At 42.4% G+C, this 13,456-nt stretch carries 12 protein-coding genes; 11 read left to right on the top strand and 1 reads right to left on the bottom strand.

What is annotated here, in order from left to right; translation table 11 throughout:
• Positions 1–4: 4 nt before the first annotated feature.
• The gene (locus ACEVFT_RS17780; RefSeq protein WP_205442691.1) at positions 5–1,402 is read right to left on the bottom strand and encodes an alanine/glycine:cation symporter family protein; all 1,398 of its coding nucleotides are present in this window, start codon (positions 1,400–1,402) and stop codon (positions 5–7) included.
• 225 nt (positions 1,403–1,627) lie between these two features.
• On the opposite strand from ACEVFT_RS17780, the gene ACEVFT_RS17775 reads away from it, so the two are divergent.
• The 11 genes from ACEVFT_RS17775 to ACEVFT_RS17725 all read left to right on the top strand — a co-directional run bounded on the left by ACEVFT_RS17775 (position 1,628) and on the right by ACEVFT_RS17725 (position 13,444).
• Positions 1,628–2,326, top strand: coding sequence for an aspartate/glutamate racemase family protein (locus ACEVFT_RS17775; protein ID WP_205442695.1), 699 nt, complete (start codon positions 1,628–1,630; stop codon positions 2,324–2,326).
• A 1-nt stretch (position 2,327) separates the two neighbouring features.
• Positions 2,328–3,386 carry a DmpA family aminopeptidase gene (locus ACEVFT_RS17770; RefSeq protein WP_393950893.1) on the top strand — a complete coding sequence of 353 codons (1,059 nt, stop codon included), beginning with the start codon at positions 2,328–2,330 and terminating at the stop codon, positions 3,384–3,386.
• 286 nt (positions 3,387–3,672) lie between these two features.
• The gene (locus ACEVFT_RS17765) at positions 3,673–4,404 is read left to right on the top strand and encodes a M15 family metallopeptidase (RefSeq protein WP_393950892.1); all 732 of its coding nucleotides are present in this window, start codon (positions 3,673–3,675) and stop codon (positions 4,402–4,404) included.
• Entirely contained in the window at positions 4,401–5,195 is a 795-nt protein-coding gene (locus ACEVFT_RS17760; RefSeq protein WP_393950891.1) for a M55 family metallopeptidase, read from the top strand. The genes ACEVFT_RS17765 and ACEVFT_RS17760 overlap by 4 nt, the downstream gene beginning before the upstream one ends.
• A gap of 738 nt (positions 5,196–5,933) precedes the next feature.
• On the top strand, positions 5,934–7,940 hold the full coding sequence (locus tag ACEVFT_RS17755) for a peptide ABC transporter substrate-binding protein (protein ID WP_393950890.1): 2,007 nt from the start codon (positions 5,934–5,936) through the stop codon (positions 7,938–7,940).
• Positions 7,828–8,760, top strand: coding sequence for an ABC transporter permease (locus ACEVFT_RS17750; RefSeq protein WP_393950944.1), 933 nt, complete (start codon positions 7,828–7,830; stop codon positions 8,758–8,760). Before ACEVFT_RS17755 ends, ACEVFT_RS17750 begins: the two co-directional genes overlap by 113 nt.
• A complete protein-coding gene (locus ACEVFT_RS17745; RefSeq protein ID WP_393950889.1) occupies positions 8,760–9,734 on the top strand; it encodes an ABC transporter permease in 975 nt (324 codons plus the stop codon). The genes ACEVFT_RS17750 and ACEVFT_RS17745 overlap by 1 nt, the downstream gene beginning before the upstream one ends.
• Complete coding sequence (locus tag ACEVFT_RS17740) at positions 9,727–10,800, top strand: ABC transporter ATP-binding protein (protein ID WP_393950943.1); 1,074 nt, start codon at positions 9,727–9,729, stop codon at positions 10,798–10,800. The genes ACEVFT_RS17745 and ACEVFT_RS17740 overlap by 8 nt, the downstream gene beginning before the upstream one ends.
• Positions 10,793–11,740, top strand: coding sequence for an ATP-binding cassette domain-containing protein (locus tag ACEVFT_RS17735; RefSeq protein ID WP_393950888.1), 948 nt, complete (start codon positions 10,793–10,795; stop codon positions 11,738–11,740). The genes ACEVFT_RS17740 and ACEVFT_RS17735 overlap by 8 nt, the downstream gene beginning before the upstream one ends.
• Positions 11,737–12,669, top strand: a complete 933-nt coding sequence (locus tag ACEVFT_RS17730) for a S66 peptidase family protein (RefSeq protein WP_205442709.1) — start codon at positions 11,737–11,739, stop codon at positions 12,667–12,669. The genes ACEVFT_RS17735 and ACEVFT_RS17730 overlap by 4 nt, the downstream gene beginning before the upstream one ends.
• Before the next feature lie 7 nt (positions 12,670–12,676).
• On the top strand, positions 12,677–13,444 hold the full coding sequence (locus tag ACEVFT_RS17725) for a serine hydrolase (RefSeq protein WP_205442711.1): 768 nt from the start codon (positions 12,677–12,679) through the stop codon (positions 13,442–13,444).
• The last annotated feature ends 12 nt before the right edge of the window (positions 13,445–13,456 follow it).

Below are 13,456 nucleotides of genomic sequence, written 5' to 3'. Positions count from 1 at the left end.
TGTTTTATCGATCTTCTTCTTCCCAACAGTCTGTATTTTTTAAGGTTGGAATTGATTTTGCATAAAAGACAGGGTTTTTGCCTGCTCTTCGTTGCTCTGTAAAGTCGTCTAGCACAAGGAAGGCAATTTTACCGAGAATCATAATGATGGCGATATTGATGAGCGCCATCAGCCCCATAAAGAGGTCAGCAAGGTTCCATACAAGCTGTACTTGTGCGACGGAGCCAAGCATGACCATAAACAGCACTAAAATACGATAACTAAACATCCAAACTTTATGTGCGTCCATAAATTCAATATTGGATTCACCATAATAATAATTACCAATGATCGAACTAAAAGCAAAGAAAATGATGGAGATGGCAATAAAATAAGGAGCCCAATCACCAACATGAACAGCTAAAGAATGTTGCGTCAAAATAATGCCATCACTTTCACCCTTATCATATAACCCAGCTAAAATAATAATAAAGGCTGTGGCTGTACAAATCATAATCGTATCAAAAAAGACACCTAAGCTTTGTACAAGTCCTTGTTTAGCAGGATGTGAGGTATTAGCAGTCGCCGCAGCATTCGGCACACTCCCCATCCCTGCTTCATTGGAAAATAAACCGCGACGTACGCCCTGCATAATTGCTGCCCCAATTGCGCCACCAGCAGCTTCCTGTAGGCCAAATGCATGAGTGAAAATTAATGAAAAAACATGCGGAATTTCCGATAAATTGGTCACCACCACAAAAAGGGCTACAAGTAAATAGAAGATGGCCATAACAGGTACAAGAATTTGTGTCACCTTTACAATTCGATGGACACCACCAAAAATAATGAAGGCTGTTAAAATAACAAGTATCGCCCCGATGATCTTTGGACTTACATCGAAGGCTTCGCCAACTGAAGTGGCAATGGTGTTGGCCTGCACAGCATTAAAAATAAAGCCAAAGCTTAATGTTAATAAAATACTAAAAATAATACCAAGCTTTCGTTGACCTAACGCCTTCTCCATATAGTAGGCAGGACCACCACGAAACGTATCGCCATCCTTTACTTTGTACACTTGTGCTAAGGTACTTTCAATGAAGGCAGTGGCCATCCCTAAAATCGCAATCATCCACATCCAAAATACTGCACCAGGTCCTCCTACACCAATGGCTAAGGCTACACCTGTAATATTCCCTGTGCCGACACGTGAAGCAGCACTAATGGTAAAGGCTTGGAACGGAGAAACCCCCGAATCGCCCTCTCTTTTTTCTACAATTAAACGAAACATTTCAGGAAAAAGACGAATTTGTACAAACTTCGTACCGAATGAAAAATATAGTCCTGCTGTTAAAAGTAAGATAATGAGGATGTATGTCCATAAAATATTATTTCCGCTATCTACTATCGTTGAGATCCATTCCATAAGTTGTCCTCCTTTCACAATACGCTTTAGTCTACACTGGTTTTTTATAAAAAATCAACTTTTCTAAAATAATGAATTATAATAAAATTTTGAGATTTGTAATTTTTTAATTGTGAAAAATCTTTTTATCTACTATTTTCCAAGTCTTGCATATTACTTTTGGGAAATTCTCTTATTTCGGTGCGAGATAGGCGTATAATAATAGAAAAAAGGAGTGTTGTTGTCATGAAAACAATCGGCTTAATTGGTGGGATGAGCTGGGAATCATCTGCTGAATATTACAGACTGATCAATGAACAGGTGAAACATAGATTAGGGGGCTTGCACTCTGCGAAATGTATTTTGTATAGTGTAGATTTCCAGCAAATTGAGCACTTGCAAGCTAACGGAGAATGGGACAAAGCAGGCGAGGTGCTAGCACAAGCAGCGCAAGCACTTGAGCGTGCAGGGGCAGACTTAGTCATCATTTGTACCAATACGATGCATAAGGTCATTGATGTTATCGAGACTGCCATTACCATTCCTATTTTACATATTGCAGATGCTACAGCTAGTCAAATTAAAGAAGCGGGATACCAGAAAATAGCGCTTCTTGGCACAAAATATACAATGGAGCAAGCCTTTTATAAGGCGAGAGTAGAGAGCTTTGATATTGAGGTCATTGTGCCAGATAGCATCAAACGAATGGAAGTAAACCGAATTATATATGATGAATTGTGTCTCGGCACTATTGTACCAGCCTCTAAAGCGTACTATATCCAAGTGATCGAGGAGCTTGTACAAGCGGGTGCACAAGGGGTGATTCTGGGCTGTACGGAGATTGGCTTACTGATTCAGCAGGAGGATGTCAGCATTCCAGTATTTGATACAACAGCTATCCATGCACAGGCTGCTGTGTTAATGGCGATTCAGGAGGAGGCATAATATGCAGGGAAAGGTAAGGCAATTGGGCATTGAAATTGGCGTGTTACCAGTTGGACAGAAAAACTGCATCACCGATGTAGCAGGAGTCCGAGTGGGACATGTTACATTGGATGAGCCATTAGATCAAAATGGAGCCTATGCGTGTACAGGCGTCACAGCCATTTTACCGCATGGTGGCAATGTATTTCAGCAAAAGGTAACGGCGGCAAGCTATGTGCTAAATGGCTTTGGGAAAACAACGGGACTTGTGCAGGTGAATGAGCTAGGTGTACTGGAATCGCCCATCATGTTAACCAATACTTTTGGCGTACCAGCTGTTACCCAAGGAACATTAAGCTATATGCTTGACCGGAATGAAGACATTGGACTAACAACGGGAACCATTAACCTCGTTGTGGGTGAATGTAATGATAGTTATCTCAATTCGATTCGAGCTTGTCCAGTGACACCTGCTCATGCCATAGATGCCATTCGTCAAGCCTCTACACAGATGGCACAGGAAGGCGCTGTTGGAGCAGGGAAGGGCATGATGTGCTTCGGCTATAAAGGAGGAATTGGTTCCTCCTCTCGCATCGTCAAAGCACAATCAAATGAAGTCAACTATACAGTAGGCTGCCTAGTTCTTAGTAATTTCGGACAAAGCGCAGAGTTTTTAGCCGAGCGTTACAAAATTGCAACTGCTCAAAGCCAATCAAGCTTATCACCAACAGATGGCTCCATTATCATTGTCCTTGCGACAGATGCCCCATTGAGTAGCCGACAATTGACACGCGTCATTAAACGTTGTGGTATCGGTTTAGGACGGACAGGCAGTCATTTTTCACATGGTAGTGGCGACATTGTGATTGGCTTCACGACGGCACATTGTATTCCTCATACCGCTGATCAGCTTGTTGAGACAAGAACACAGCTACGGGAGGATCATCCTATCATGAATCAATTGTTTACAGCTGCTACTGAAGCGACAGAGGAAGCGATACTTAATTCGTTGTCTCAGGCACAGACAACAATTGGTCGCAATGGCCATACGGTGGAAGCATACTCCTTTCATCAGGCATAATAGGAAGAGCTATTGAGACAATATTCGTGTTTCAATGGCTTTTTTTATGCCACCAAACAGGATTCGTTATTTTTTTAGCATGAGCGAGCTATAAGATGAATAAAATCCTTAATTAGAGGATGAAAGTGATTTTTCGCCCCGTAAATTGCTGGAATATGTTTCATTATAAGAGTATATCCATTATTTTGTAATTATTCTTTTTTTATGTAGTCAATGATAGAGAGATGTGATAACATTCAACTTAAAAAACTGAATTATCTAATTATTTTAAGGGGGCTCTATTACTATGAACCTTTTTCAACCGATAGCGCCGTCTCTAAATGGAAACCCCTCAACATCACCAGTTGTACGTGAAAACGATGAGCCGCTTATCCAGATTTCAGCTGCTCATCCTAGGATAGTGATGGAGCCAATCTACTATCAGCAACAGATTCCTGATAGTTTACGAGCTATTTATCTGCGAGAAGGTGTCTATGAGCGTTTGCAGCAGGCGTTAACATTATTACCTCAGGAGTATTGCTTATTACTTTATGATGGCTATCGTCCATTTCAAGTACAGCAGTATTTGTTTAGCCATTTTTCACAGCAATTAGCAAAAATGATGCCGCAGTTATCACCACAAGCGATTGTGCAAGCAACCAAAAAATATGTAGCCTTTCCAAGTAAAGATGCAGCCCATTTAGCTCCCCATTTAACAGGCGGTGCCATCGACGTGACGTTAGCTGATATTCATGGTAAAGCCTTGGATCTTGGGACAGCATTTGATGCAATGAATGAAAAATCTGCGACCCGTTATTTTGAACAGTATACGGAAGAAAATCCGCTAGCCTGTCAGCATCGTCGTTTGCTGTATAACTGTATGACACTTGCTGGATTTACGAATTATGCGGAGGAATGGTGGCATTACGATTATGGCAATGTGGCATGGGCTAGACGTGTTCAGGCACAGGTAGCCCATTATGGAGCAGTACACGCAACAATTCAAAATCACAATGTAAAGGAGTTTCGATTTCTATGAAAGTTTATATTAGTGCAGATATTGAAGGGATTACAGGAACAACTTCGTGGAGTGAAACCGAGTTAAATGCGCCTGACTATCAATTTTTCCAAAGACAAATGACGCGAGAAGTAGAAGCAGCCATTGAAGGAGCGATAGCAGGGGGAGCAACCGAAATTTTATTAAAGGATGCCCATGATTCAGCCCGCAATCTAGACATTTCCAATTTACCAATCAATTGTAAAGTTATCCGTGGCTGGACATACGATCCTATGTGTATGGTAGCGGGCCTCGATCAAAGCTTTGACCGTGCCATTTTTATCGGCTACCACAGTAAAGGAGGAAGTGAGCGCAACCCACTAGCCCACACGCTTTGCACGTATGCCGACGTCAAAATTAATGGCGAATATGCGAGCGAATTTCTAATCAATACGTATGCAGCAGCCTTACACGGTGTGCCCGTGTCCTTCGTGAGTGGAGATGTGGGATTGACAGAAGAGATTCAGGCCATCAATGAACACATTGTCACATTCGCCACTAAGGAAGGCATCGGCAACGCAACGATAAGTGTCAGTCCGCAACTAACCATCATGGAAACCAAACGACTGGTAGCGTCTTCTATGAAGGTGCCCCGTGCCGCATTACAGGTAACGTTGCCAGAACACTTTGTAGTAGAAATTATTTATCGCGACCATACACGGGCCTATCGCAATTCTTTTTATCCTCATGCCAAATTCAAACCACATAATACCGTAGAGTTCATAACAGGTGATTTTTATGAAGTGCTACGTCTCCTGCAATTTTTAACGTGATAGGTGAGGAGTGATCAATTTGGTGGGGGAACCGCTCAAAAAGGTGTGAGAAGTGATCAAAAGGTGGAGGTCCCCGCTCATAAAAGAGTGAGAAGTGATCAAAAGGTGGAGGTCCCCGCTCATAAAAGAGTGAGAAGTGATCAAAAAGTGGAGGTCCTCGCTCATAAAAGAGTGAGAAGTGATCAAAAAGTGGAGGTCCTCGCTCACAAATGAATGAGAAGTGATCAAAAAGTAGGGCACCCCGCTCACAATCGAGTAAGAAGTGATCAAAAAAGTGGGCACCCCGCTCACAATTGAGCGAGAAGTGATCAAAAGGATGAGGTCCCCGCTCACAATCATGTGAGAAGTGATCAAAAAGTGTAGGCCCCCGCTCACAATCATGTGAGAAGTGATCAAAAAGTAGGGCACCCCGCTCATAATCAAGGGAAAAGTGATCAAAAAAATAAAGGACCCGCTCACAAATAGTTGAAAAGCGCTCAACCCAGCTCAACCCAGCGAACTCCTCCCACTTAAAGAGACCTTCAAAAAGCAGTGGGACAAGCTGTCCAAGTGGTTTGATAGTTGATAGAACCAACAATTAAATCTCATAACCGTGATAACGGGTATGTACCGTTGTTCATTTCATCGATAGATGGTCGATTTAGACGGACCTAGCTTATGTTTGAATGATCCTATTGAAGGTACAATCCATCCTGCCAATAGGATTTTCATTATAAAAAGATGACTAGGGGGATGCTTGTGAGAAAGTATTGGTTGCTGTTCGTATGTCTGGTCGTATTATTTTGTGTAGCTTGCAATGATGAATCATCGAGTGAAAAAGCATCGGAATATCGTGTGGTGTATTCAGGGGAAATTAAAACGTTAAATTATTTAAAGACGTCAGAAACAAATGAATTTGCGGTGGCTGCGAATATGGTGGATGGGCTCATAGAATACGATCAATATGGGGTGGTCCAGCCAGGATTAGCGAAAGAATGGTCTGCGAATGAGGATGCTACCGTGTGGACGTTCAAGCTGCGTGATGACGCAAAATGGGTGACACATGAGGGCAAGGGTTATGCAGATGTTGTGGCACAAGACTTTGTGGATGGCTTGCACTATGTGCTTGATGCTAAAAATGAATCGTCGACAGCTTGGATTGCAACAGTGGTGAAAAATGGGGAGGCCTTCTATAACGGCGAGATGACAGATTTCAAGGGAGTTGGCATAAAGGCGTTAGATAAACATACAGTAGAATATACTTTAGAGGCGCCGACACCCTATTTTCTTTCTATGTTGAACTATGTATGTTTCTTCCCAGTGAATGGCAAGTTCATTGCGGAAAAAGGAGAGGCCTTTGGTACGACACGTGAAAATTTCCTTTATAATGGCGCGTATATTTTAGATAAATTTGAGCCACAAAATGAGCGCGTGCTTGTGAAAAATGAGTCGTATTGGGATAAAGACAAGGTGCTGATTGATCGTATCCGCTATAAATACAATAAAGAAGCAGCAACAGTGGCACCTGAGCTATTTTTACGTGGCGAAATCGATTCGGCTAGTATCCCAACCTCCATTATTGATGAATGGTTTAAAGATGAAAAGAAAAAATCACAGGTTCGTCAAACACAAAATAACTTCTATACCTACTTCTATGCACTCAACTTCAACCCACAATTTGACGCACAATACGAGCCTGATAATTGGAAGGTCGCTGTCAATAATAAAGATTTCCGCAAATCCTTATTCCATGCGCTTGATCGTGTATCTGCGATGCTGACGGTTGAGCCTTATAATCCAGCAGATTTGCTGAGCAATACCATTACACCGAAAAACTTTGTTGATGTGGGAGGGGTGGATTATACACAACTAGCACCACTTACATCAATCTCCAATGAAGATTCCTTCAATAAAGAGCTGGCTCTAGCGTACAAAGAAAAGGCAAAAACAGCATTAGCAGGTAAGGCTACATTCCCTGTAAAAGTATTAATGCCCTATAATGCGGGCAGTCCAGATTGGGCTAATCGTTCTCAAGTAGTAGAGCAGCAAATGGAGAAATTGCTAGGGACAGATTATGTCGACATTATCGTAGAGGCGGGTCCATCGACAGGCTTCCTATCAGAGGTGCGTCGACCTGGCAAGTTTGCGCTTTTAGAAGCGAACTGGGGCCCTGATTATGCAGATCCTTCTACGTATACAGATCCATTCACTGTTGATGGTACTTACAATAAGCCTGAATTAGCAGAGGGTTATAAAGAGGCGAATGGAAAAACGACTTATCAAAATCTTGTGGATCAAGCGAAAGAAACAATCGATACAGCCAAACGCTATGAGCTATTTGCGAAGGCAGAAGCGTTTTTAATTGAGGAAGCCTTTGTCATTCCGTATTCAGTTGGTGGTAGTGGTTATATGGCTTCTAAATTAAATCCATTCGAGGCACAATATTCGCCATTTGGTGTAACAGCAGAGAAATTTAAAGGTCAGCAAGTGCTAGAAAAGCCAATGAGTAATGAAGAATTTAAAAAGGCGCTTGCCGATTGGGAACAAGAACGTGCGGAAGCCCTAGCCAATGCTGAAAAGGAGATACCGAAAAGAATAGTCGGCATCTCCTTTCGTCTTTTTGACAAAGGAGGATGGCGCGATGTTGCAGTATATAGGAAAACGACTCTTACAATCCGTTTTAACCCTTTTTATTATCATCACCATTGTCTTTTCATTATTACGGCTAATGCCAGAGGAAGGCTATTTAGGAGCGGCAGCCGATAAAATGTCACCTGCTCAGCAGGAAATTTACTTAACAAGTCTGGGCTTGCGAGATCCGATCTTAGTCCAATTGGGAAATTTTTACAAGAATTTACTGCAGGGGGATTTAGGCAAATCGGTGACTTATCGTACTGATGTACCGGTTGTGACGATCATTGCAGATAAAATGACGTATTCACTTCTCTTTGGTTTAGGAGCAGTCGCTTTATCACTACTGATTGGTGTGCCGTTAGGAATTTTGATGGCCTATCGTAAGGGGAGGTGGCTGGATCGACTTGGGACAGGCTATATCGTATTTGTTGTTGCGGTCCCTGCAGCCGTTTATTACTTAGTCATTCAAATGTATATTACAGAACTTTTTCAATTACCGATGCTGTTTGATGAATATAGGCCGATTACTTGGATTCTTCCGCTTACGTCCATGGCCTTAGCTCCAACAGCCTCCTATGCGATGTGGATGCGACGCTATATGGTCGATGAACTGAACAAGGATTATATTAAGCTAGCAAGGGCGAAGGGCGTGAAGGAGCGGACATTGATGTTCAAGCATGTATTACGTAATGCCTTTATTCCGATGGCGCAATATTTACCTGCTACGATTCTGTTTACGATTACAGGCTCGATCTATATTGAATCGTTATACTCTATTCCGGGGATGGGGGGCTTGCTTGTGGATGCTATTCAGCGACAGGATAATACGATTGTGCAGGGCCTAGTGTTAGTGTTCTCTTCCCTTGGTATCATCGGACTTATTTTAGGGGATATTGCCATGGCACTTGTCGACCCTCGTATTAAATTAGGCAAGGGAGGGGGCGTGCGTTAATGGGGATGTATACAGATGAAATCAATAATATTTCAAATAAATCCCGTGAAACTTTGTTTGAGTTTGCGGAAGTGGACGCAAGGCAGGCAGAGGAAACGGGCTATTCAAATTATTCTTATTGGCGCTCTACTTGGCAATCCTTTTTGAAAAATCGACTGGCCGTTTTTTTATTAGTAGGGGTGATTATCATTGTTGGCTTTACTATTTTTCAGCCCTATTTACCAGCGCAAAAATCACCGACTGAGATTTACTTGGATGAACAAACAGGGATGCAGGCACGTAATATTGCGCCTAATGCAGAATTTTGGTTTGGCACGAATTCCATTGGTCAGGATTTATGGTCTCGTATTTGGGCGGGGACGCGAACATCTCTCTTTATTGGCTGTGTTGTCGCCTTAGTGGAGGCAGTGGTGGGCATTACGATTGGAACGCTGTGGGGCTTTTCGCGGAAATTAGAAGCGCCTATTACACAGCTTTATAATGTGGTAGATAATATTCCCACAACCATTGTGCTCATTTTAATGTCCTATATCTTAAGGCCAAGTATTTCAACGATTATTATTGCGATGTGTATAACGGGTTGGGTGGAAATGGCGAGGTTTATCCGCAATCAAATTGTGATTTTGCGTGACCGTGAATACAACCTAGCCTCAAAGTGCTTAGGCACACCTGATTATCGTATTATCCTAAAAAATCTTTTACCTTATTTAATTTCTGTCATTATGCTACGCATGAGTCTAGCCATACCCTTTGCGATAGGGGCCGAAGTATTTTTAACGTATATCGGCTTAGGGCTACCAATCAGTGAGCCATCCCTAGGAAATTTAATCAATGAAGGACGCGTCCTTATGATGTCACCAGACTTACGCTATCAGCTGATTTTCCCGAGTATTGTGTTAAGTGTTATTACAATTGCATTTTATATTATTGGTAATTCCTTTGCTGATGCAGCAGATCCGAAAAACCATGTATAAGGAGAGGAAACAAGTGACAGCTAAAAAATCACGCGTATTAGTCATCCAAAATTTAGTGATTCAGTTTACGCTACGTGGTCGAGTTTTAACAGCGATCCGCGATATTTCACTCGACCTATACAGGGGAGAGAGCTTAGCCATTGTGGGCGAATCAGGCTCGGGTAAATCCGTGCTGATGAAAGCCATTATGGGCTTGCTTGATAAAAATGGCCGCATTAAGCACGGGCGAATTATTTACAATGCACAGGATTTAGGGCAGTTTACGACCGAGCAAGAGTGGTTGGGTATTCGAGGCAAGGAAATCGCGATGGTGACACAAGATCCTATGACATCCTTGAACCCGCTTAAAACCATTGGGAAGCAAATCGAAGAATGTGTAGTGATGCATCAGGGCTTAAAAGGTAAGGAAGCCTATGAGGAAACATTAAAACTACTAACGGATGTCGGCATAACGGACGTGAAAAAGCGTTATAAGCAATACCCGCATGAATTTTCAGGAGGGATGCGCCAACGCATTGTTATTGCGATTGCCATTGCCTGTAAGCCGAATATATTAATTTGTGATGAGCCAACAACTGCATTAGATGTAACTATTCAAGCGCAAATTTTACAGCTCTTAAAAAATCTTCAGCAAAAATACGGCTTAACAATCGTCTATATTACGCATGATTTAGGCGTTGTCGCAAAGGTGGCTGACCGAATTGCTGTGATGTATGCGGGCGATGTCATCGAGGTCGGGGAAACACATGAAATTTTCTTTCATAGTAAACATCCTTATACATGGGCGCTTATTTCGTCCTTACCTCAGCTTGGCTCCAAGGGGGAACAATTGTATTCCATCAAGGGCACACCACCGAATCTTTTTCAGGAAATTGAGGGGGATGCCTTTGCCCCACGCAATCCATATGCATTAAAAATTGACTTTATCGAGCGGCCACCTTTTTTTCAGGTCAGTGATACCCATTATGCCCGCACATGGTTATTAGATCCACTTGCACCAAAGGTAGAGCCTCCAGCTGCCTTACAAGCATTTTTTGACGAGGGGAGGCAGTATGCGAATGACTGATAAAGAGGTGCTAGTAGAAGTAAAACATTTATCCGTTGTTTTTGGCAAAGGAAAAAATAAGTTTACAGCGATTGATGATGTCAGCTTTCATATTTTTAAAGGTGAAACATTTGGCATTGTAGGTGAATCAGGCTCAGGGAAGACAACAATTGGTCGAGCGATTATGCGCATCAATGAGGTCACAGAGGGACAAATTTTGTACCATGGCAAAAGCATACAGGGCAAAATCCCGAAAGATTGGGATAGAGAAATTACACAGAAAATCCAAATGATTTTTCAGGACCCAATGGCCTCCCTAAATGAACGAGCAAAAGTGGATTATATTATTTCGGAAGGACTGTACCCTTCTAAAAAATATAAGGATGAGGCAGAGCGTCAGCAAAAGGTTCGAGCTGCTTTATTAAATGTAGGGCTACTGCCAGAGTTCTCCAGTCGGTTTCCGCACGAATTTTCAGGTGGACAGCGCCAGCGAATTGGCATTGCCCGCGCCTTAGTGATGGAGCCTGAATTTATCATTGCGGATGAGCCCATCTCTGCTTTGGACGTATCCATTCGAGCGCAAGTATTGAATTTATTAGCAAGCCTGCAGCAGCGTAAACATTTAACGTATTTATTTATTGCCCATGATTTATCGATTGTCCGTTTTATTACCGATCGTACAGCGGTCATTTATAAGGGGAAGATTGTGGAGCTAGCGGAAACAGAAAAGCTTTTTGTCCATCCGCTGCATCCTTATACAAGGGCACTGTTATCAGCAGTACCAGAGCCAAATCCCTATAAGGAGCGGGAGAAAGTTGTAGAGGTGTATGATCCGTCACAGCATCGTTATGAGGAAAATCCCCCTTCATTCGTTGAAATTGAGGAAGGTCATTTTATTTTAGCCAATGAAGAGGAACTAGTCCATTATCGTACTTCACTGAAAAGGGAGGGAAAGGTATGATTCGTCCAACGGCATTGAAAAAAGGTGACACAATTGGTCTTATTAGTGCTTCTGGAGCCACACCACCAGAAAAGCTGCAGCCTGCTATTGCGACTATTGAAAAGCTAGGACTGAATGTGGTGGTTGGGGAAACCTGTCACGCAAGACATGGCTATTTAGCAGGCACTGATGATTTACGGGCAGCGGATGTTCATCGTATGTTTGGAGATCCAACGATTAATGGCATTTTTTGTATACGTGGGGGCTATGGGGCGACGAAAATTTTAGCGCAATTAGACTTTGACATGATTAGCGCCAATCCAAAAGTATTTGCGGGCTATAGTGATGTGACCGCTTTACATATAGCTTTTAATCAGCTATGTGGCTTTGTAACCTATCATACACCGATGCCATCCACGGAATTTATTCGACAGGAGATGGATGACTATACATGGCAGTCGTTCATTCAACAGATTATGGCGAATGAAAAAACGGAGTTCTACCTAGAAAATCCCTCTAACCAGCCCATGTCCACACTTGTTACTGGAAGAGCCACAGGTCAGCTCATCGGTGGCAACCTAACATTAGTGACGGCTTCACTTGGCACATCTTATGAAATTGATACACGAGATAAAATTCTGTTTTTAGAAGATATCGATGAAACGGAGCAACGGGTGGATCGTATGCTGACACAATTAAAACTGGCAGGAAAGCTAGATGACGTGGCAGGCATTTTATTGGGAGCTTGGACAAATTGTGGACCTGAAAATCCCGAAAAGCCAGCACATTGCTTATCATTACAAACTATTTTTCAAGAAATTCTAGTGCCTCTAGGGAAGCCAATTATTGCCGAGTTGACATGTGGTCATTGCTTACCAACGATGTCGCTACCTTTAGGTAGAACTGTCACGATGGATGCGGACAATCAGCGCATCCAAGTGGTTGAGTAGGTGTTCTATGGAGCAGCGGATTACAACACTTATTCAAGAATCGCCCTACAACGTACATTTGTTTATTAAAAATCTAACAACGAATCAGTTGCTCATTGGTCATCAGCTCGAGGCGTCATTTTCTAGTGCAAGTTTAATCAAAGTGCCGATTCTGTTAGCCTTGCTCTCATATTTAGAGGAGAATAAACGATCACTTGATTCTACGCTTGCAATTTCACCAACTGATTGGGTGGATTTTAGTGTGATTAGTGAGCAAAGACTTACTCAAAGCACTTTCTATGAACTTCTTGTTTGGATGATTATTACGAGTGACAATACAGCCACGAATGTCTTAATCGATGTAGTTGGCATGGAATATTTGAATGACTATTTTCAGCATATCGGTTTACAGGACACGCTGCTACAGCGAAAAATGATGGATGTAGATTGTCTAGCAAAGGGCATAGATAATCGCACATCAGCAAGGGATATGGCACATCTTTATACGCGTATCTATCAGCAAGAGCTACTATCACCACCTTACAGTAAACTAGTCATTGCTATTTTAAGTCGTCAGCGTGTACATGACTCCCTAAAGCGCTATCTAGTAGATGAAGTGCGACTGGCACATAAAACAGGCGGACTCGATACCGTCGATCATGATGTGGGAATATTTTACACTAGCACAGTTGATTATAGTACGGGCGTTTTTATAACAAACGTGACGGACAATGATCAGGCGCGCCAACTCATTGGTCGTCTATCAAAAGTTGTCTATGACCAGTTGGTGAAGTGAGAGGGGGACAGG

Origin of the sequence: Lysinibacillus sp. PWR01 (assembly GCF_043359455.1) — a bacterium.
In the GTDB taxonomy this organism is placed as follows: Bacteria; Bacillota; Bacilli; order Bacillales_A; family Planococcaceae; genus Lysinibacillus; species Lysinibacillus fusiformis_F.
This window is presented reverse-complemented; position numbering and strand designations above follow the sequence as displayed.

What these genes read in the sequence shown, in the direction of transcription:
- ACEVFT_RS17780 (WP_205442691.1), bottom strand. Translation starts at nt 1,402, where the DNA reads ATGGAATGGATCTCAACGATAGTAGATAGCGGAAATAATATTTTATGG.
- ACEVFT_RS17765 (WP_393950892.1), top strand. Translation starts at nt 3,673, where the DNA reads ATGAACCTTTTTCAACCGATAGCGCCGTCTCTAAATGGAAACCCCTCA.
- ACEVFT_RS17770 (WP_393950893.1), top strand. Translation starts at nt 2,328, where the DNA reads ATGCAGGGAAAGGTAAGGCAATTGGGCATTGAAATTGGCGTGTTACCA.
- ACEVFT_RS17735 (WP_393950888.1), top strand. Translation starts at nt 10,793, where the DNA reads ATGACTGATAAAGAGGTGCTAGTAGAAGTAAAACATTTATCCGTTGTT.
- ACEVFT_RS17730 (WP_205442709.1), top strand. Translation starts at nt 11,737, where the DNA reads ATGATTCGTCCAACGGCATTGAAAAAAGGTGACACAATTGGTCTTATT.
- ACEVFT_RS17725 (WP_205442711.1), top strand. Translation starts at nt 12,677, where the DNA reads ATGGAGCAGCGGATTACAACACTTATTCAAGAATCGCCCTACAACGTA.
- ACEVFT_RS17760 (WP_393950891.1), top strand. Translation starts at nt 4,401, where the DNA reads ATGAAAGTTTATATTAGTGCAGATATTGAAGGGATTACAGGAACAACT.
- ACEVFT_RS17740 (WP_393950943.1), top strand. Translation starts at nt 9,727, where the DNA reads ATGTATAAGGAGAGGAAACAAGTGACAGCTAAAAAATCACGCGTATTA.
- ACEVFT_RS17745 (WP_393950889.1), top strand. Translation starts at nt 8,760, where the DNA reads ATGGGGATGTATACAGATGAAATCAATAATATTTCAAATAAATCCCGT.
- ACEVFT_RS17775 (WP_205442695.1), top strand. Translation starts at nt 1,628, where the DNA reads ATGAAAACAATCGGCTTAATTGGTGGGATGAGCTGGGAATCATCTGCT.